The organism is Bombilactobacillus mellis, assembly GCF_000967245.1.
Classification (GTDB): domain Bacteria; phylum Bacillota; class Bacilli; order Lactobacillales; family Lactobacillaceae; genus Bombilactobacillus; species Bombilactobacillus mellis.
Genome location: NZ_KQ033878.1, coordinates 241,499 through 262,427 on the forward strand (window position 1 = coordinate 241,499; position 20,929 = coordinate 262,427).

Below are 20,929 nucleotides of genomic sequence, written 5' to 3' on the forward strand. Positions count from 1 at the left end.
CCTTTTATAAATTTAAATCTGTTTGAAAATTAAGCAACGAAAAATCAGTCGAAGCAGTGATTAAGCGTGCAATTAATTTTCGATATTCTTGTGCCGCATATTCGGCATTTTGGCAAGAAGATTTTGTTAAAAATGCCTCTAATTTCTGAACGTTAGAATATTCTTGGGCTTGGCGATCAATCTGCTGAACTTGATGTGCCAAGTAAACGTTAATTTTCTTTTGGGTATCACTTAGTAACTGGCCCAATTCTGAATAATGGCCATCCACTAAAATACCTGCCAATTTGTACAACCAATAAGCTGACTGATTGTCATAGGGTAAGCCGCCTTCTTGATAAAATTTGGGTGTTTGATTAATGCCCAAATAAAAAGGAACATAAACACTTTGTGCCGGCACTCCCATTGCTAACCAATGAATACAGGCAGCATCTCGCGGACCCTCAGGTCTAATCTGCAATAAATGCGATTCCTGAGTTTTTGCTAAACTGATTGGACGATAAATATGCGCCTGAGGCGTTTTTGATAAGGGATCATACGGTGTTTTTTGATAATGAGAAGAAAGATACATTTTGGCATCATCAATACTTAGTAAATGTTGCGGCTTCTTAACAAAAGCCAAATCTTCACTGGTCGGCAATTGTTCATTCGGACCAGAAAATTGTTGCTGGCCCCACCAGACCCGGGGAGTATTATAATGTTCATCCGCTTCACTTTTTGTGCCAAAAATCAAACGAAAATTGAAATGATCGGGTTCCGGATTTAAATGATGCTCCCAAACAAATTCTTTCAGATCATCCTTAAACATAAAATTATAATTATCTTCAAAATCGACTTCCTGAATAGCTACCTGATTAGCAACAAGCGCATAACAATCATCGGGAATTCTTTGAGCCAGCCATTGATGACCACAAACAATTTCCATGTACCAGGCTTCTTTTTGGTCCGCAAAGAGCACCCCATTAGATTCACAGGTACCAAACTTTTCTACCAGACCGCCTAATCTTTCAATACCTTCTCGAGCCGTTTTAATATAAGGCAAGATGCAAGTAACCATTGCTTCTTCTCCAATACCATCAACGACTAAAGGATCTGCTCCCAAAGCTAAGTTATTGGTGTAGATACTTTCAGTAGCACTCATCGCTACTCCATATTCGTTAAAACCAGCTTCCGCAAAAACACCTGACTGATCAGTCCATTCAGGCGTAGCAGTGTATTTGTATTGAACTCTAGGCAAAGTCAGCTGAAATTTATTGACCTTAGATTTAAAAATGGGCTCTTGTTGCCACTCTTGATGAGGATATACCATAAAATGTTTGGGTAATGATGCTCCCCCGTCCTCATTACGACCAATAATAATTGAGCCGTCAATTGTTGCTTGACGGCCAATTAAAATACTGGTGCACGAGTTTTTATTTGCTGGATGCATAATTTCACCTCATTAATAAAATATTTAATTGACCATATTTATTGTAGTAGTGAACAATAAGCGTCGCAAGCAGTAAAATATTATTTGATTTTCTAATTTATTCTTGACAGCTAGTTACCTTTTCAGTACAATATTAATTGTTCTTTTGATTGGGTATTCGCCAAACCGGTAAGGCAACGGACTCTGAATCCGTAATTTGTAGGTTCGAGCCCTACATACCCAATAAAACTTGAATTTTCTCAGCATCGACTTTAGGTCGGTGCTTTTTTTGTTGTCGATAATCTTTAAAAAAACGTTAGTTGGCATTTTTAATATTTTCTAAATTATTCTTTAACAGAGTTCGAAAACCACTTTCTGTTGGAATAGATTTATCGGCAAACCATCCTGTGCCCACATTAATGATATCGCCAATTAATAGATCTCGACCACAGCGACTAGCTAATATCTGCTTCTTACGATCGGTAAACTCGGTTGCAATCAGACAATCCAGTAACGCTTTTAAGTCGGCAAAGGCCAATTTTACATCTGGATATTTATCAGTACGCGGCATCTTTAAAATAAATTGGGCCAACAAAAAATGATCTAGAGCCAGTTTGCGCAGTTCCATGGCAAAAGCAATAATGGCATCCATCTTGGTTTGACCAAATAATTTTTGCTGCAAATGTTGTGTAATTTGCTTAATCGTCCAAGCTACTATTGCATAATTTAGGTCAATTTGATTGGAAAAATAGTTATATAATGCTTGGGATTGAGTACCTAAGTTACGGGCAATATTTGCAAAACTATTGTCCCTGTTGACTTCTATTAAATTAATACTTGTTTGAATAATTATTTCCTTAGACAAAATTTGACGGGGCATATTTAATCCTTTTAAAATTAATTTTATTGACACTTACATATTGTAATTTATAATTACACTATGTAAGTAAAAACAATACTCTCAAAGAAGGAATAACCTATGCAAAGCATAATATTAGGAATGATTGGCTTATTTATAGGTACTTTAGTAATTCTTTTTGGTGGCGGTGGTGCCGCAATTTACTTAGGAATTTTGACGGGTTTATTTAATCTAAGTGCAGCCAGTGCTTCATCGACTTCTTTAGTAACTGCTTTACCATCATTAATTATTGGCGCAGGGAGCTATTATCGTCAAGGTAAAATTAATACCAAAATTGGTAACCAAATGTTACAGGCTGCCATTCCAGCTGTGGTTTTGGGAGCCTTAGCAGCTCATATTATTCCGACTAATTTTTATAAATGGCTCATTGGAATAATTTTAATTCTGCTGGGAATTAATATGCTAATTCAAAAAAATAAGCACTCTACCACAACATATCGCCAGCCCCATGCCAGATTACAAGCCAGTTTGTTTGGTATTTTGGGCGGATTAATGGTTGGCGTAGCAGGTATGAGTGGCGGGGCAGTGATTCTTGCAGGCTTGTTTTTATTGGGCTTAAAAGATTTTCAAGCAACCGCCACTTCGACTTATGTTTTAACATTCATGACTATTACCGGTGCTTTATTTCATATAGCTGGTGGACAAGTAGATTGGGCAGCCGGATTGCCGTTAATGTTCGGGGCATTAGTAGGCGCCGTTATTGCCCCCAAGTTAGCACAATTACTAGCTAAAACCAAAGTTACTGCGTATATTAAGCCAGTTACGGGAATATTATTAATCCTTCTAGGTACGAAGTCTTTATTCTAAAATTTTTCTTATCACTAATTTTTACTTTGATCGGTGAATAATTCTTTGTTACAAAAGCATCTAGCTTAATTAATTAACACTATTCGCCTTTATGACCTTTTATAAAAATTCGAAAATTAATAATGCTTGTAAAATCACATCTGCACTATTTTAACCGGATTTCCTAAATTTTTGATTATTTTTAATAAATCAGCAGGTGCTAACCAGACAGTAGCTGTATTCGCGTTTGGATGCACTGCAATTAAAGGCTGCGCCAGAAAGTAGGAATCTAAATAAAAATTAACTTCATGTTCTTGATCATTTAAAAGACCTAGAGGCGTTACAGAACCCGGAGTTAAACCCAACTTTGCTGCTAAGTCCTGAGGTGAAGCGAAACTCAGCCGGCGTGTATTATTTTCTTGACGAATTTGCTTCAGATTTACCCTTTTATCGCCTTTAATTGCAAGTAGATAATAATTTCTTTTTTTATCATCTCTTAAAAATAAATTTTTAGCATCAGCCGCTGGATGCGGTAACTTAATCTGCTCTAATTCAGCCATATTATAGACTGCTTGATGTTCCCTTAATTCATAATTGACATGTAATTTATCCAGATACTGTAGCGTTTCTTGTCTATCCATCATTCACTTTTCACCTCTTCAGAGAAATTATCCCGTTTAAGTTGAACCTAGCAATAACAAATGGCTCGCTAATTTACCAAATTATTTTTCGACTCTCTGCTTTTTTAAAGCCAGCATTAATTTAATCTCAGTAAACAAGGTTCTACGATTGAAGCCTAAACTCCAATTCCGGTTTTAACTTATAATTATTCAATCGAAAGTTGGTAACGCTTGAAAACTTGGATATCAATAAGTAATTTGGGATCTTTTTATTTTAATCATGCTTAATTTTCTTGAATAAGCCGACTAAAGCTATATAAATTTTTAGTGTAGCACATTCCAATTCTCTCATTTACTAATAATTGCGGCCCCAAATATCAAGGCTTCGCTGAACACCATCTAAAATTGCAATATTGGGTAAATGGCCCCATTGTTCAAATTTATTACGCTTGAATAAATTGATACTGGCTAAATTATGACTAAAGATAAGCGCTACAACATTTTTAATCGCACGTTGGGGAAGTTGCGTTTCTAGAAATTGCAAGGCTTGCTGCCCGACCCCTTGATGTTGCACAGATTGATCGACATAAATACTAATTTCTGCGGTTGGAGCATAAGCGTCCCGCCCATAAAAGGGACGTAAACTGACCCAACCCCACATTTTTTGTTCATCCATAATTTTCCAAATGGAATAGCGTTCATTAAAACCCTCAAACCACTCCTGACGTTCTGCCACAGTCACAGGTTTTAAGTCTGCGGTAGCCAATCGGGTAGGAATACTTTGATTATAAATGTTTACTATTTGCGCTAAATCAGTTTTATTTGCTATCATAAACTGCATTTTCCTAGCTCCCTTTACAAATTTTTAACCATGTTGTACCACTTTTCATCTGCGTGTTGGGACGCCGACAATCCTTCATTAATATAACCATTCGCTTCATAAAAAGGAATTAAGGTTGCTAAACAAGTTAAAGTTATTGCCTGACGTTTTTGAGAGCGGGCTACTTGAGCTAATTGCGTAAGTAACTGCGTACCTATCTTATGACGCCGATAGGGCTGAGCAACCGCCAAACTCAAAACTGTTTGATAGTCATCACTTTTGTTATTAGATAAAGTATGCTGATATAATTCATCAGCTAAATAACGTTGCGAAAAAGTGGGGCCGACAATATAACCCAGTATTTCTTCCTGCTTGGCAGCTACAATAAAGGTCTCTGGAATGTTCTCAATTCTTTCTTTCATGGCTGCACGACTGGCTGCTTCTGCGGGCGAAAATCCTTGATTTTCAATTTTCATTATTGCTTCCCAATCTTTTGGCTGTACTTGGCGAAAATGAATCTTCATAAGAATTTTAAGTCCTTCTTTTATTACTAATATAGTTGAATTTTTACTAAAATAAGTGTCATCATCATGTTATATTGCTCAATACTGATTTATTTACTATTTAAATTTAAGTAACGACAGATGCTGCAGCAGTATAAACTAATTACCCTAATTCCTACCAATCTTTATTATCTTAAAAAATTCTCTTATTATTAATTTAAAAAGTGCTACATCAACATGCGGCACTTTTTCTGTAAATTTTCTTCATTTCTCTGAAGCAAAGTATTAACTGATATACTGATCAGGTTTTTCCATTAATAACCACAATACCAGATAAATTATCACTCCGGGAAAAGCAGGCGTAATTGTCAATAATAACCACAGTACGCGTAGAACATTGGCGTTCCAACCAAAATGCTCGGCAATTCCGCCTAAAACTCCAGCAATTTTATAATTAGTTCCGGAACGTTTCCAAGAAATATGCATTAAACTCACCTCTTTAGAATTAATTCTTATTGATTTTAAAACATGACAATTATAGTATTATTATAATTCATTTAAAACAATTCCTCAGCTCTTTACTTAATATCGACATTATTTTAACAATTTTAACTTGGGGTTGCTTTTTTTAATTAAATCCTTTATCATTATTTCTAAGATATTTATAAGGAGTTTTTAATAATGACTATTCAATTAAACTCACAGTTAAATATTGGTACTTATTACTTTGGGTATTTTCAGTCAAGCAATCTGAAATGCCTGAAGATTTTGATGTAAAATTTTAAGGCCGCACAGATTGCTTTCAACTGTGCGGCGCATGTGTAGATTGACTCCTTCTCTTGCCCTCACAGTTTATTGTGAGGCTTTTTTTATTAAATTAATGAGGTGAAAGATCTATGCAAATTTCTGGTAAAAAAATTATTATGAATACTTTAAATGGCCTTTCTACTGGAATCATCGTGGCCTTAGTTCCCGGAGCACTTTTAAATCAACTAATCAAAGCTTTGGTTCCCAGTTTTCCAGCATTATCCATTATTCTAACCATGACTAGTTTAGCTACAATTATGCTTCCTGTAGTCAGTGCCGCTTGTGTGGGCATGATTGGAAAGTTATCACCAATTCAAACTACTTCATTAGCTTTAGCAGCCGTTTGTGGAGCAGGCAATTTTCATTTCACTAAACAAGGATTTTCGGCCATGGGTTCAGGGGATGTTATTAATATTGCAGTAACCATCATGGTTGGTTATCTTTTAATCGAATTGTTAGGAGCAAAATTCAAAGCTTATACTGTTTTACTTTTGCCAACTCTCGTTTTACTCATTGGTGGCGGAATTGGTATGTTAACTTTCAAACCGGTACAGGCGATTACTACTTTCATTGGTATGATTATTGCACATCTAACTAATCTTCAACCTATACTGACAGGTGCCATAATGGGAGTTGCTTTTGCGCTGCTAATTGTTTCCCCGATTTCTTCTGTGGGGATTGCGACCGCTGTTGGTATTCATGGAATTGCTTCCGGATCCGCTAATTTGGGCATTACTGCTGCCAGCTTCGCGTTAGCTATTTATGGTTGGAAAGCTAATTCTTGGGGAACTTCTTTAGCTCATTTTCTCGGATCACCTAAAATGCAAATGGCTAATTTAATGACCAAACCCAAACTCTTATTACCGCTAATGATTAATGCAGCACTTATGGGTGGTATTGGCAGTATCTTTAACGTTGGTGGTTCTGCTACTAGTGCCGGCTTTGGCTTTTCCGGTTTAATCGGCCCGATTGCAGCCTTGAATAGTTGGGGAAGTAATACAAGTGGTCAAATTATTCTAGTAACAATCCTGTTTTTGATCGCCCCGATTATTTTAGGTTTATTGAGCAATTATATTTTTAATAACAAGTTACATTATTTTTCAGCACAAGATTTTGCTTTAAATTACGAGTAATACTCGGTAAAACCAAATTTAGCAATTACTTTTTTAGATAACAGTATTATCCTCCAAATTAGAGAAAGTCTAAATTATGAGCAGCTATAACCCGAAAACTCAGACAATTAATTTAGCTATGTGAGCATTGAGCCACATTTCTTGAAATAAATTTCCGTTAAGACCCTTTTTAAAAAAATTAAATCCTAGCACAGGGACTTTCTATAAACATTTTTACAATAAAAATGATTTCTTCATTGCTGTCGATATCCCAGTAAATTTATCAAGAGACCCTTTCCGTTTCAGCAAGCAAATTCTGATCCACAGATTGTCTCCTTTAAAATTGGGTTGATCTTTATTAAATACCCTATGTAACCTTATTTGATAAACCGTTTATTTTCAATCCTCATATCAATAGTATTTATCAGCAACCATACAATTTAGCAAGTAAGTTGGAATTATATGATTTAACCAAAAAATTATTGCCGACTTAATACCTGCAACCACTATGCAGTCCAGTTTTTTATCAAAATTTAATTATTTATTTAAGGTTACATCTGGTTCATTAAAAATCAGGTCACTTTGCCAAATAAAAATTTATTACAGGAAAACCTGCAACAATTTTAGATAAAAATTAGTCGGGCATCAATCAATTTTAATTAGCTATTATCATCCTTACGTTAACAGTTTTCATAACATCGAATTAAAAGCTCTGGAATAAAATTTATAACAGTATAGCAACCATATCAGTTTTTGGACCGCTATCAGAATTATTTCATTAAGACCCAATCCATGATCTGCTCGGGATATTATTTTTATTACTCCTATTTGGGGGAATGAAATTCCAGAAATGTTAAAAGATTGCATCAATAAAGTAAAAAAGAAGGAGATGGTTTCATCCACATTGTTACACGCAAAAGTATTAAGAGCATATTAACTAATATCAAACAAGGCATATGTCTTACCACCTCAACTTCACCTACCAGCTAATATTGTTTATGCTCAGGAAAGGACCACAAAAATTTTTTATGCGCCAGACTTATTAGCCCTTCTCATTGGCAAAATTGGGGAATATGAACCCTTCCACTCGCCAAAGTCATAAACGGTTTTTTTAGAATACTTCTATCCCCCAACAAAGATAAAGTTTTCAGCCATTTAGGATAAATCAACAAGACAATCTTCAACAAAAAACTTCGGTTTAATAAACCGAAGTTTTTTACTTAAGCTTTATTATTTGGGACTTGCACTAAATGATCGCGAACCAAACATTCTGCAATGGCTACTGTATTGCTAGCCGCACCTTTTAACAAATTATCGGCAACGACCCACATTTGAAAGGCACCATTATTTTCTTGATCAGGACGGATGCGGCCGACAAAAGTTTCTCTTTTACCAGCAGCAGTCAATGGCTGAGGGTAAAGCTGTTGTTGCGGATTATCTTGCAAAATTAAACCTGAGGTTTTGGCAATTTCCGCTTGAATTTCCGGAACAGATGCTCCTTTGTCTTCAACCACAAAGTAAACTGATTCTCCATGACCAATTTCAACAGGAACTCGGACACAGGTGGCAGTCACTTTAATTTTTGGAGAGTCCTGATCATTACATAAGATTTTCTTAGTTTCATGAATCATTTTCCATTCTTCATGGGTATAGCCATCATCTTCAAAAACATCAATTTGGGGTAAAAGATTAAAGGCTAAGGGATAATGTTTTACATCTGCTGCTGTTGGTAAAATATTGGCAGTGGGTTTCTGCTTATTTAATATTGCCTGAGCCTGCTGCAACATTTCATTCCAAGCCGATTGGCCGGCACCAGAAACAGCCTGATAAGTTGATACGATAATCTGTTCGATTCCCCAGCGTTGATAGACAGGATATAAAGCGGCAACCATCTGAATCGTAGAACAATTTGGGTTAGCAATAATACCATGATGATACTGGAGTTGCTGTTCATTGACTCCAGGAATTACTAATGGTACATCTTCTTCCATACGAAAGGCACTAGTATTATCAACACAAACCGCTCCTCGTTTAACTGCTTCAGGCAAAAGTTTTTTAGAAACACTTCCACCAGCAGAAGAAAGAACCAAATCTACACCAGTAAAGGAATCCGGCTGTGCTTCTTCTACAGTTACTTCTTGATTATTAAAAGTTAATTTTTTCCCAGCGGAACGCTTAGAAGCCAGTAATTTAACTTTTGCAACTGGTATTTGGGAATGCTCTAATTCACTGATTAGACGCTGACCCACGGCGCCAGTAGCTCCTAATATCGCAACCACATATTTCTTCATTTAACTACAACCTCCGCTGATAAAAATTTCTGTATTCGAGACATGGCTTTTCGCAAATCGGCGTCACTAGCGGCATATGAAAAACGAATATAACCTTCTCCTCCCGGGCCAAAAGATTTTCCCGGTGTGCCGCCGACTTTAGCTTTATGAGCTAAGTCCAGAGCAAATGCTTCATCATCATTTTTGTATTGGGCGGGAATTTTGGCAAACACGTAAAACGCTCCTTCACCGGGCATTGTTTGTAATCCCATTTCATTAAGTGCCTGGACAATATAATCGCGCCGCTTTTGATAAATATGTCGACTATCTACCGGATCCTGATCACCGTTCTCCAAGGCTTCTGCAGCTGCTGCTTGAGCAGGATTAGAAGGCGCGGTAATCATAAAAGCATGCATTTTAGCAATCAGATTAATTAACGTCTCCGGACCAGCCAGATAACCAATCCGATAACCAGTCATTGCATGAGACTTGGAAACTCCATTGACTAACAGAGTTCTTTCAGGCAAATAGCGCGCAATAGAAACATGTGGACAATCATAAGTTAATTCACTATAGATTTCATCAGAAATAACATACAGATGAGATTGTCGAATAATTGGTACCAATTGTTTTAAGACTTTTTCGGAGTATTCTCTACCCGTCGGATTAGTGGGATAATTGAGTAGGATTGCTTTTGCCTGCGGATGCTCTTGCAAAGTATTTTTTAAAGCTTGCGGTGTTAAGACAAAATCTGTACTTGCGGTATTAATTGCCACTAATTCAGCTTGCGTATATTGAATTAGTGGAAAATAAAGCGCATAAGAAGGTGTTGGTACAATAATCTGATCCCCTGGTTGAAATAAAGACAACGCAATTGCAGTTAAAGCTTCTGTCGCACCTACAGTGACAATAATTTCACTCTTGGGATCATAAGTAAGATTTTGTTTGCGTTGTAAATAATTACTAATTGCCTGCCGCAATTGTAGAGTCCCTCTTTGATCAGAGTAATGGGAATCATTAGCTAAAATACTCTGCACAGCTGCCTGTTTAACATGTTCGGGTGTATTTAAATCGGGTTCTCCCAAAGTTAATTTAATTAGATCAGGAATATCATCAATTCTTTGAGCAAAGGCTCTAATTCCTGAAGAAGGAATTTTTTCTAATGGTGTATGTGTAATTTGAGTTAAATCAGCAGCTAATTGAGGCATTTTGGACACTCCTTACAATTATAATATTTTTTCTAAACCAAAAACTAATTCTTGTAAATCCATAACCTTTTCCAAGGCCACTTGAACTCCCTGCATAAAAGAAGAACGGTCAAAAGAATCTTGTCTAATTGTCAAAGCTTCCCCCGGTCCACCAAAAAGCACCTGTTCATGAGCCACATATCCTGGTAAGCGCACAGAGTGGACAGCAATTCCGTCATAATCTGCGCCCCGAGCTTCAGTAGCCATATTTGTCTTAGCAGGATTTTTTTTTCGATTGGCCGCAATTAATCGGGCTGTTGTAATCGCAGTGGCGGATGGAGCATCAAGTTTATCAGCATGATGCATTTCAATAACTTCAGCATCCGGAAAATAATGCGCTGCTTCTTTAGCAAATTTCATTAATAATACAGCTGATAAACCGAAATTAGGAGCAATAATCCCACCTAATTGCTGTTGTTGCGCTATTGCTTGTAATTGTTGTACTTGTTCAGCAGATAGGCCGCTAGTGCCGACAATTGGCCGCATCTGATGCTCTAATGCAAATTTAACGTTGGCAAATACGGCTTGAGGTGTCGTAAAATCAATCCACACATCAGCAGCAAGATTAATATCTGCTAAATTATCAAAACGACTAACAGCAGCCGGCAACTTAGTATCTGCCGTGGCGTTCGGTGCTAAAATTGCAACCAGCTGGTAATCTGACTGTTTTTCTATCAACTGGACCGCTTTTCTGCCCATTGAACCAGTGGCACCAGCAATCAAAACTTTTTTCATTAATCTACTCCTAAATCTAATGATAAATGCTGTAATAAAGCTGTCTCCGGCAAACCTAAATGTAAAGCCAGCTGCCTTTTTTCGGCTTCATTTAAATCAACTATCGGCAAACGACAGCCACCAGCAGCTAACCCTTGTGCATTCAAAACTGCCTTTACCGGTGAAGGTGAAGGATACATAAATAATGCCTGCATTTTAGGCATCAATTGACGCTGCAGTTTACCAGCAGCAGCCAAATGACCCTGTTCCAATTCATCATACATTGTCCGCATTGCTTGACCATAGACGTGAGAAGCAACTGAAATTACTCCTTTTGCTCCCAATGCCTTGGCTGTGAGCGCCTGTAAATCTTCTCCAGTATAAACCAAAAAATTAGGTGCGGCATGCTCCACAATGTATTCCAAATCTTCCAAATCTGCACATTGCTTAACACCGGCAATTTGGGGATTATGAGATAAATCTACTAAAGTTTCTTTACTAATTTTAATTCCGGTTCTTCCAGGAATATTATAAATCATTAAAGGAATTTGTGATTGCTCTGCTACAGCTTCCAAGTGTGCCTTAATGCCACGTTGATTAGGTTTATTATAATACGGAGCTACTACCAAGGCTAGATCAACACCAGGAATTTGGCTGACTTCTCTTGTAAATTCGACAGTTTGGGCAGTGTTATTGCTCCCAGTACCGGCAATAACTGGCACACGACCATTAACCATTTGGGCAAATTTAGTATATAACTCAATCTTTTCATCATGAGTCATTGTGGCCGCTTCTCCAGTAGTACCGCCAATAACAAAACCCCGACTACCGGTTTTCATCAAGTGTTCAGTTAACTTTTCCAAACCAGGATAATCCACTTTACCTTCTTCATTGAAAGGTGTAATAATTGCCGTCATTAAATCAACTTGAGTAAAATCTATCATCATAATTCCTCCTTTATTGTTGCATATGTGCTTGTAAAAATCCTACTATAGCAGTAACACCCGCTCTTAAGGCACTTTCTTGCGGATTAAAGGTGGCCGAGTGCAACTGCGAACTATCATCAACTCCTAACCAAAACATTGTTCCCGGAATCTGGGCCAATAAGTAACCAAAATCCTCGCCCGTCATAGCCGGTTGCGTATTTTGATAGTTAACTTGCGAATTTTCCTTCATATAATTAATAAATTCTGCAGTTAAATGGGGATTATTTTCTACAGGCCAATAACCACCCTGATTGAGTTGAATCTTGACTTCAGCATTAAAACTTTTTGCAATACCAGCCGTCACCTCCCGCAAGCGCTGATCAATTCGTTCAATCATAGATTGGGATAAACCACGAATAGTTCCCTCTAAATGGGCATGACCAGCAATCGCATTCCGAATTGTTCCTGCTTCTAATTTGCCAATAGTGACCACACCACCGGCAATCGGATCAATACTGCGTGAAATAATAGTTTGAATTTGTTCAATTAAAGCTGCAGCTGCTACAATCATATCATTTGCCTGCTGCGGATAAGCTGCATGTCCATCTTGACCATATAAATCAATATTTACCTCGGTAGTACCAGCAAATAAAGTTCCTAGCCGACAACCGATGGTTCCGGCAGGCAAATCTGGAGTAACATGCAGAGCAAAAAATTCATCCGGACGCCATTTACCTGTAAAAACGTTTTGCTCATAAGCTAATTTACCACCATTTTTACTTTCTTCGGCCGGCTGAAAAAAGAATATCAAATTATCTTGAGGCTGACGCTCACTAAAATAACTTAAAATTCCTAAAGCCACCGTCATATGAAAGTCATGGCCACAAGCATGCATTTGTCCCGCATGCTGTGAAGCAAAAGGCAAATCCGTTTTTTCCTCAATCGGCAAGCCATCCATATCAGCCCGATAACCAATAGTTTTTTGAGGATTACTGCCTTGGACTCTGACTAATAAAGCTGTCGGTAATTGGGGAAAGGTCTGAATTTGCAGATATTGTTGCTTAAAATTTTGGATCACTTGTAACAAATATCGCTGTGTTTGATATTCTTCTAAAGCTAACTCCGGGATCCGATGGAGTTGACGTCGAATTTGAATAAGTTGTTGGGATGTTAGCATGAGCTCACAGCTTTCTTAAATCTTTTTCGATTTTTGTTTTGGCAGTTGTCTGCTGATCTAATTGTTTGATGACTTTTGCTGGAACTCCAGCAACGACAGTTTTGGCTGGAACATCTTGCGTAACTACCGCACCAGCAGCTACTACCGCCTGATCACCAACCTGTACTCCTTCTAAAACAACCGCATTGGCACCAATTAGAACATTTTCACCAATTCGAACAGGTTGTGCAGAAGCCGGCTCTACGACACCGGCAATTACAGCTCCAGCCCCAATATGACTATTAGCACCAATCACTGCCCGGCCGCCTAAAACAGCATTCATATCGATCATGGCTCCTGGTCCTATTTCTGCGCCAATATTGACAACTGCTCCCATCATAACAACCGCATTGGCACCAATACTAACTTGATCACGAATAATAGCACCCGGCTCAATTCTGGCAGAAATATTTTTTAGGTCTAGTAACGGTACTGCAGAATTGCGACTAATATTTTCAATATAATAGTCAGTAATTTTTGTTGCATTCTCCTTTAAAAAGGGCTCGACAATTTGCCAATCGCCAATTACCACGCCACTATGATTTCCCACAAAGGTCTTAATTTCTGCTGGCCAATTTAAAGCCGTTAATTCTCCTTTTAAATAAACTTTAACTGGTGTTTTCTTAGGCGCTTGGGCAATGAAATCAATAATCTCTGTAGCCGACATTTTCTTCATAAATTACTCCTCATTTTCTTGATAAAAACAATCATGACTAATTAAGTCATCATAAGTTTCTCGTTTAATCACTTCTTGCGCATGGCCGTTTTCCGCAAAAACCACCGCTGGACGAGGTACACGATTGTAATTAGAAGCCATACTATAGCCATAAGCTCCGGTAGAAAGAATAGCAACAATATCGCCGGGATAACTCTCTGGCAGAGAAGCTTTTTCAATCAAAATATCACCTGATTCACAATACCGACCCGCTAAATGCACCGTTTCTGTCGGCTGGGCTTGCGGGTCGCGAGCCAGCAAAGCTTGATACTCCGCTTGATAAAGCGCTGGTCTAATATTGTCCCCCATTCCACCATCTACTGCTATATAAGGCAAAAGATCGGGAACTTTTTTGTAAGAACCCGCAGTGTACAAACTATATCCCGCTGTTCCCACAATTGAACGTCCAGGTTCAATCCAAATTGCTGGTAGTTTCAGATTATACTGTTGGACACAATTTTGCACTTCTTGGACAATTTGTTCCACAAAAGTTTCTGGTTGTAATGCCTGATCATGATCAGTATAACGAATACCAAAACCGCCACCTAAATTTAAGACTGATGCTTGATACTGATATTTTTGATCCCATTGTTTTAACATTTGCATTAATTTTTGAACTTCTAATTTAAAGCCGGCGGTTTCCATAATTTGTGAACCAATATGAGCATGGACTCCAATTAATTTCATATTTTTATTAGCCAAAACTTGCTGTAAAGCTTCTTCGGCTTGTCCACAACGAACATCAAAGCCAAACTTACTATCTTCTTGACCAGTTTGGATATATTTATGAGTATGAGCACTCACCCCAGGAGTCACACGCAACATTACATTAATCTGAGTGTGAGTGTCTTCTAAAACCTGGGCTAATAACTTGATCTCATAAAAATTGTCCAAAATAATTACGCCCACTTGATTTTGTACGGCTAATAATAACTCTGATTTGGATTTATTATTGCCGTGAAAACTAACTTTACTCATAGGAAAGCCGGCACGTAATGCAGTATATAATTCTCCGCCGGAAACTACATCAAGATGCCCATTTAATTGATCAATTACTTGATAAATAGCAATCGAAGCAAAGGCTTTACTAGCATAGCTTATTGCATAGTCCACTTTTTGTTGGCTAAAGGCTTGCTTAAAGGATTGAAATTGCTGCCGGATATTGGCCACATCATAGACGACTAGCGGTGTCTGGAACCTAGCAGCCAAATCTAGGGCATCAACTCCACCAATTGTTAAGTGTCCTTGTTCGTTAACCTGATAAAAATCATTTTGGGACATTTATTAACCAACCTCCGTTGTTATTATTTATAAAAAGGGACTCTTTTGTTTGCGCACACAAAAGAGTCCCTCTAATATAAACTATTAACTGGTATCAATTTTGTCGATAGCGCTCCGCAAATTTAAATTTGCGACAGTCCGTAATCTCTTCAACTACGTCCCAGCTAATTAACTACTGCAATAATTAACGCTTCGGCAACTTCCCCTTTCACTAGCTTCTTCATTCTTGCAGAAATTCCACTAGTTACTTTTGTCGGTTGCGACCTCTTCGATTTATAAGAATCTTATTATTAATTAATCTTAATGTCAATACCTTTCAGAGTTTATTAATAAAAAAATTATCCTGTCGCTCCCAAACTGCTTTTTCTATTTTTAGGTTGCAGATTGAAATTAAAATGATAAAATTCAATACTAATTAAACTAAAATTTTCTTAATGATGAAAGGTTCTAACATGAAAGTTGTTAAATTTGGTGGTAGTTCCCTAGCCAATGGGGAACAGTTTCAAAAAGTTATTAATATTATTCGCAATGATCCTACACGCAAAGTAATAGTTACTTCGGCACCCGGTAAAAGGTTTCAAGATGATATCAAAGTTACCGATTTGCTGATTAAATATGCACAAAGTACTTTAAAACAAATAGATTGTACAGAAGTCATAGATCAGATTTGGGATCGTTACCAAATAATTGCCAATTATTTTCAAATTTCCCAAGATCTGCTACAGCCGTTATATCAAGAATTAATTAATCTTCCTAACCATTCATATAAGGATTCTGATTTTCTACTGGCGGCTTTTAAAGCTCATGGTGAAAAGATTAATGCCCAATTATTAGCACTGATTTTACAACAGCAGCAAGTTCCTGCACAATTTCTTGATCCTGCCACAGCTGGATTTATGGTCAGTGACAATGCCAATGATGCTCGGGTTTTGTCAGAAACTTATCAGAATTTATCAAAATGGCGTCAAACTCCCCAATTATTAATTGTTCCCGGATTTTACGGAATAACTAAAGCCGGTGATATTGCCACATTCTCTCGTGGCGGCTCCGATATTAGCGGCGCTATTTGGGCACGGGGATTGCAAGCTGAATTATACGAGAATTTCACTGATGTTAATGCCATTTATGCTGCTGATCCGCGGATTGTTCCGCAACCACACCCTATTAAAATCATGACCTATCGGGAATTAAGAGAATTGTCCTATGCTGGTTTTTCTGTGTTTCATGATGAAGCTTTACTACCGGCTATTGAAGGCCAGATTCTTATTAATGTCAAAAATACTAATCATCCGGATCTTCCGGGTACGATGATTGTGCCCGAAAAAAATTTTCAGCCCCAAGGTATTGTTACTGGGGTTGCTAGTTCTAATCATTTTGCAGCCTTATATTTACATCGTTATCTGTTAAACAAAGAAGTTGGTTTTACCCTTAAACTTCTGCAAGTATTTTATAAATTTAATATTTCCTATGAACATATGCCTTCAGGAATTGATGATCTTACGGTAATTTTTGATAAACGTCAGTTTACAGAAAGTATTCGTCAACAAATGTGCCAAGAAATTCAAAAAGTCTTACAGCCTGATAAACTGGAATGGATTGATGATTATGCCATTATCATGGTAGTGGGTGAAGGGATGCGTAATAAAATTGGCGTCATGAAAAATATTACAGTTCCTCTGGCCAATAAACACATTGCAATTCACATGATTAATCAAGGTGCTTCTCGAATTTCCATCATGCTGGGAACTAAAAAAGCTGACGCCACAGCGGCTGTGGCACAAATTTATCAGCAATTTTTTGACGAATAGTTAAAGGAGTAATTTTTATGGTACAGTTACAGAAAGTACATGGTTCACAAAATCAATTTTTTTTACTCGATCAAACGCAATTACAACAACCACTTTCTGAAAAAGAATTGGTTAACCTTGCTCAACAACTAACTAATCCAAAAATTGGGCCTTTAGGAGGAGCTGACGGTTTATTAGTAGTCAGTACCTCACAGCACCCACAAGTATTAGGACGAATGCGGGTGCTTAACGCTGATGGTTCTTGGGCCTCAATGTGCGGTAACGGTCTGCGTACTGTCGGCCGCTATCTTGCCGATAAATACCAACAGAAGACTTTTAAAGTGGAAACAGCACAAGCTGATCTGCAAGTCAGTTGTCAACCAGACTGGGCCCCCAATGTCAAAGCCATTAGTGTGGAAATTAGTCCGGTAAGTTTTGCGGCTCAAGATTTGCCCTTTGAAAATTTAGGAACAGAAAAATTGTTTAATCAAACCGTTTCTGTATTAGATTCTGATTTGAAATTTACGGCTGTAGCTGTGCCGAATCCTCATCTGATTAGTTTAGTATCTCCGGCTATTTTAAAAAGTAAGCTTTTAGAACAATTAGGTACCAAGTTAAATCAGCCCAATCCTTATTTCCCAGATGGCGTCAATGTGAGCTTTGCTCAAGTTATTGATTCTTCCCATCTTTTTGTTAAAACTTTTGAGCGGGGTGTCGGTTTTACTAATGCCTGCGGTACTGGCATGTCGGCAGCCAGTTTGGTTTTTGCTTTAACTCAACCGTCAGAACAAGTACTGGAAAAATTAATCACAGTTTCTAACCCTGGCGGCTTTGTTCAAACCAGAGTCCATAAAGTGGCCCAAGGCTATTGGATTGAGCTTATAGGTAATGCCACCATAACTCACTATCTTCAAACAACAGAATTGCAGTTACATCAAGCCCATCCAGATTTTTCAAAGTGGCAAGCAGTTGCAACTCCAGAAGATGCAGCTTATCAAGAATTTATCGCGCGGTAAACAGTAGCACTTATAAAAGCAGTAAACCCACTTTATCCGGTAAACTAGTAACATTATAGACACAAAACCTAGTCCAAATATAAGTAATGAATACTTTCACTGAAAAATTTATTTTCCTAAAAACTTTGATTATCTTTTTTAAGAACAATTAAGATTTGTTTTCAGTCCTGAACTTGGGATATTTAAGAGTTAGGTTCTTATTAATATTGGTGTCCCATAATATTTTTATTATAATAATTAATAACTAACTTTAAGGAGGCGGCAATGAAATTAAATCAGTTTGCAATTCAACCCACATCATTTCAACAAGAATTTACTGAATTACAGCGCATTAACTTTATTCAGGCTGACTTTTTAAATCAAAAACCGGCGCCAGCTTTACAATGGCTTTTACAAAAAAGTTTTCCTGAATTAACTACTTCTCAAGACCAACTACACCAGCTCTCCACTTTAATGGCCACTAGTAAACAAAATGCTTTAGGATACTTGCAACAAGGACAAGTAACAGCGACAGCATTTTATAACATCTTTTGGCAACTGCTCGGTTTTGAAGCAGGGCAAGATTTTTCCTTGGATGATCCTTTAGCCTTAGGTTCTCAAGTACACTATCCTATCTTCTCGCAGTCAAATCTTGACACTAAAGATCTTATTCACGGCTGGTATCAACTGCTGATCACTCACACTGTTCACGGACAAACTTTTTTAGACGAATTAGCTAATCGTGGCTATTTTCAAAAAATGATCCAAGATCCGCATACACCGCGGCCTTTAATTTTTAATGGTAAGGCTCAACCTGTTTATGATACTAGTAAATTAATCCATGAAGTAGTGTATGTAGAATCCAGTTTGGATAGTGATCATGATGGTCAAAGAGATTTATTAAAAACTGAAATCATTCGTCCCCAGGAATCAAATCAACAACCAGTTCCGGCACTCTATACGGCCTCACCTTATAATCAAGGTACTAATGATAAGGATGGGGAAGCACTGACGCATAATGTCAATGTTTTATTACAAGCTAAAAGCCCTAGTCCTAATACTGTTCACTCTGCACCGGTAAAAGAGGCTCAGATTCCTCAGCCGCGAAGTATCAAGGGAAATAGCCCAAAAGCTAGCGCCAGCATGGGTAATTATTTCAGCTATAGTTTAAATGATTATTTTTTAGCGCGCGGCTTTGCCGTTGTCTATGCCGCTGGAATTGGTACGAAAGATTCCCAAGGTTTTCGAACTTGCGGTGATAACCAAGAAACTGCCTCCACCACGGCTATTATTGAATGGTTAGCCGGTCAGCGAACAGCTTTCAGTGATCAGACACAGCAGCTTAGTATCACAGCGTCGTGGTGCAATCACCAAATTGCCATGACTGGCCGTTCTTATTTAGGAACCTTAGCGATTGCAGCTGCCACAACCGGTGTTGCCGGATTAAAAACGATCATTGCTGAAGCTGCCATTTCCAGCTGGTATGATTATTATCGCGAGAACGGTCTCGTAGTCGCGCCCCAGGGTTTTCCCGGAGAAGATGCGGATGTTTTAGCAATGGAAACTTTTTCTCGTAAAAAGCAAGCCGGTGATTATCACAAAATTGCATCGACCTGGCAGCAGCATTTACAAAAAATAGCTCAGGACCAAGATCGTTCTACCGGCAATTATAATGATTTTTGGGAACAGCGAAATTATCGGCATCATTTACAAAAAATCAAGGCTGATATTTTCTTAGTTCATGGACTTAATGATTGGAACGTTAAACCGAAAAACGCTTATAAATTCTGGCAAGCTTTGCAGAAACTTCCGGTAATTTCCAAACTCATATTACATCAAGGCCCTCATATTTATATTAATAATTTCCGGTCGTTGGATTTTACCGATATTATTAATTTATGGTTAACACACGAATTATATGATATAGATAATCAGGCTCAAAAAATTCTCCCTAAGGTTATTATTCAAGATAATGCCACTGCAGAAACTTGGAAAACGCAAAATACTTGGGGAGACGCTCATAATCAGTCACAAGTATTTTATTTCAACGAGAACTCCTTACAAAAAAAGCCGGCGCCGCAAGATTTGGCACCACAAAGCTACTGTGATTACCTACCCGCCGATAAATTTAACTATTATACGAAAAATTTAAACCAATGGCAGCAAGATTTAACTCAAAGTAATTCCGATTTAGCCACAACTCGTTTACTTTTTAAAGCCGCACCGCAACAAAAGCCTTTAATTATTGATGGTCGGCCAAAAGTTAAGTTGCGAATTGCCAGTGATCACCCTTACGGACTATTAAGTTGTCGTTTAATTGATTATGGGTTCTTCCGTCGCTTAGAAAAATTGCCGCAAGTGCTAGAAAATCAAGCATTTGATTTAAGCTGGCATTATCAAAAGGAAAATTTGCGCGAATACCAATTAGCTACAGATCCGACCAGCTTTCAGCTGATTTCTTTAGCACATCTTAATTTTCAAAATCGCACTGGTTTAACTCAAGTAACAACCGTTGTTCCGGGTAAATTCTATGATCTAACATTATTATTGCAGCCTACACACTATCAATTGTTGCCAGGTCATCAATTAGGATTAATTATTTATGCTACTGATATGGAAATGACCATTCGGGGCAACCAGAATATTAGTTACCAATTAGATTGTGCTCACTCAAAATTTCTAGTTCCGCTAATGAGTTAGATTATTTTGAATCTAGTTTTAGTAAAAAAGGATTGAGAAATAGTCTCAATCCCTTTTTTGATATTATAAAATTTTTTATCTTTTCACTTCATAAATGCTCAATGTC

18 protein-coding genes, 1 tRNA gene and 1 riboswitch are annotated in these 20,929 nt (G+C 37.7%); of the genes, 6 read left to right on the forward strand and 13 right to left on the reverse strand.

Features of this window, described 5'->3' with window-relative positions; all coding sequences use genetic code 11:
- Positions 1-4: 4 nt before the first annotated feature.
- A complete protein-coding gene (locus JG29_RS05375) occupies positions 5-1,426 on the reverse strand; it encodes a C69 family dipeptidase (RefSeq protein ID WP_045922940.1) in 1,422 nt (473 codons plus the stop codon).
- A 150-nt stretch (positions 1,427-1,576) separates the two neighbouring features.
- On the opposite strand from JG29_RS05375, the gene JG29_RS05380 reads away from it, so the two are divergent.
- Positions 1,577-1,649, forward strand: a tRNA-Gln gene (locus tag JG29_RS05380).
- Between the two features lie 72 nt (positions 1,650-1,721).
- On the opposite strand, the gene JG29_RS05385 is transcribed toward JG29_RS05380, so the two are convergent.
- Positions 1,722-2,285: a TetR/AcrR family transcriptional regulator gene (locus tag JG29_RS05385; RefSeq protein ID WP_045922941.1), complete on the reverse strand. Its 564-nt coding sequence runs from the start codon at positions 2,283-2,285 to the stop codon at positions 1,722-1,724.
- 99 nt (positions 2,286-2,384) lie between these two features.
- On the opposite strand from JG29_RS05385, the gene JG29_RS05390 reads away from it, so the two are divergent.
- Positions 2,385-3,131 (forward strand): sulfite exporter TauE/SafE family protein, encoded by a 747-nt coding sequence (locus JG29_RS05390; RefSeq protein WP_045922942.1) that lies wholly within the window; start codon positions 2,385-2,387, stop codon positions 3,129-3,131.
- A gap of 134 nt (positions 3,132-3,265) precedes the next feature.
- Here JG29_RS05390 and JG29_RS05395 read toward each other — a convergent pair whose 3' ends face one another.
- The 4 genes from JG29_RS05395 to JG29_RS05410 form a co-directional block, all read right to left on the reverse strand.
- Positions 3,266-3,754: a prolyl-tRNA synthetase associated domain-containing protein gene (locus tag JG29_RS05395; RefSeq protein ID WP_045922943.1), complete on the reverse strand. Its 489-nt coding sequence runs from the start codon at positions 3,752-3,754 to the stop codon at positions 3,266-3,268.
- A gap of 331 nt (positions 3,755-4,085) precedes the next feature.
- A complete protein-coding gene (locus JG29_RS05400) occupies positions 4,086-4,571 on the reverse strand; it encodes a GNAT family N-acetyltransferase (protein ID WP_045922944.1) in 486 nt (161 codons plus the stop codon).
- A 14-nt stretch (positions 4,572-4,585) separates the two neighbouring features.
- Positions 4,586-5,074, reverse strand: a complete 489-nt coding sequence (locus JG29_RS05405; RefSeq protein WP_045922945.1) for a GNAT family N-acetyltransferase — start codon at positions 5,072-5,074, stop codon at positions 4,586-4,588.
- A gap of 264 nt (positions 5,075-5,338) precedes the next feature.
- A complete protein-coding gene (locus JG29_RS05410) occupies positions 5,339-5,539 on the reverse strand; it encodes a PspC domain-containing protein (protein ID WP_045922946.1) in 201 nt (66 codons plus the stop codon).
- 410 nt (positions 5,540-5,949) lie between these two features.
- Here JG29_RS05410 and JG29_RS05415 point away from each other — a divergent pair, with 410 nt between their 5' ends.
- On the forward strand, positions 5,950-6,993 hold the full coding sequence (locus tag JG29_RS05415; RefSeq protein ID WP_045922947.1) for a PTS sugar transporter subunit IIC: 1,044 nt from the start codon (positions 5,950-5,952) through the stop codon (positions 6,991-6,993).
- 1,199 nt (positions 6,994-8,192) lie between these two features.
- Here the strand turns inward: JG29_RS05415 and JG29_RS05420 are convergent.
- From JG29_RS05420 to lysA, 7 genes are read right to left on the reverse strand one after another with little or no spacing between them, the layout of a single operon-like run.
- Positions 8,193-9,263 carry an aspartate-semialdehyde dehydrogenase gene (locus tag JG29_RS05420; RefSeq protein ID WP_045922948.1) on the reverse strand — a complete coding sequence of 357 codons (1,071 nt, stop codon included), beginning with the start codon at positions 9,261-9,263 and terminating at the stop codon, positions 8,193-8,195.
- A complete protein-coding gene (locus tag JG29_RS05425; protein WP_045922949.1) occupies positions 9,260-10,450 on the reverse strand; it encodes an aminotransferase class I/II-fold pyridoxal phosphate-dependent enzyme in 1,191 nt (396 codons plus the stop codon). The genes JG29_RS05420 and JG29_RS05425 overlap by 4 nt, the downstream gene beginning before the upstream one ends.
- Positions 10,451-10,468: 18 nt before the next feature.
- The gene (gene dapB, locus JG29_RS05430) at positions 10,469-11,224 is read right to left on the reverse strand and encodes a 4-hydroxy-tetrahydrodipicolinate reductase (RefSeq protein ID WP_045922950.1); all 756 of its coding nucleotides are present in this window, start codon (positions 11,222-11,224) and stop codon (positions 10,469-10,471) included.
- Positions 11,224-12,147: a 4-hydroxy-tetrahydrodipicolinate synthase gene (gene dapA, locus JG29_RS05435; protein WP_045922951.1), complete on the reverse strand. Its 924-nt coding sequence runs from the start codon at positions 12,145-12,147 to the stop codon at positions 11,224-11,226. The genes dapB and dapA overlap by 1 nt, the downstream gene beginning before the upstream one ends.
- Before the next feature lie 13 nt (positions 12,148-12,160).
- Entirely contained in the window at positions 12,161-13,306 is a 1,146-nt protein-coding gene (locus JG29_RS05440; protein ID WP_045922952.1) for an N-acetyldiaminopimelate deacetylase, read from the reverse strand.
- A 4-nt stretch (positions 13,307-13,310) separates the two neighbouring features.
- On the reverse strand, positions 13,311-14,021 hold the full coding sequence (gene dapD, locus JG29_RS05445; protein ID WP_045922953.1) for a 2,3,4,5-tetrahydropyridine-2,6-dicarboxylate N-acetyltransferase: 711 nt from the start codon (positions 14,019-14,021) through the stop codon (positions 13,311-13,313).
- Between the two features lie 3 nt (positions 14,022-14,024).
- Positions 14,025-15,341, reverse strand: coding sequence for a diaminopimelate decarboxylase (gene lysA, locus JG29_RS05450; protein WP_045922954.1), 1,317 nt, complete (start codon positions 15,339-15,341; stop codon positions 14,025-14,027).
- Between the two features lie 98 nt (positions 15,342-15,439).
- Positions 15,440-15,618: riboswitch (Lysine riboswitch) on the reverse strand.
- 175 nt (positions 15,619-15,793) lie between these two features.
- Here lysA and JG29_RS05455 point away from each other — a divergent pair.
- The 3 genes from JG29_RS05455 to JG29_RS05465 all read left to right on the forward strand — a co-directional run bounded on the left by JG29_RS05455 (position 15,794) and on the right by JG29_RS05465 (position 20,823).
- Positions 15,794-17,149 (forward strand): aspartate kinase, encoded by a 1,356-nt coding sequence (locus JG29_RS05455; RefSeq protein WP_045922955.1) that lies wholly within the window; start codon positions 15,794-15,796, stop codon positions 17,147-17,149.
- 17 nt (positions 17,150-17,166) lie between these two features.
- On the forward strand, positions 17,167-18,144 hold the full coding sequence (gene dapF / locus JG29_RS05460; RefSeq protein WP_045922956.1) for a diaminopimelate epimerase: 978 nt from the start codon (positions 17,167-17,169) through the stop codon (positions 18,142-18,144).
- Between the two features lie 264 nt (positions 18,145-18,408).
- Positions 18,409-20,823, forward strand: coding sequence for a Xaa-Pro dipeptidyl-peptidase (locus JG29_RS05465; protein WP_045922957.1), 2,415 nt, complete (start codon positions 18,409-18,411; stop codon positions 20,821-20,823).
- The last annotated feature ends 106 nt before the right edge of the window (positions 20,824-20,929 follow it).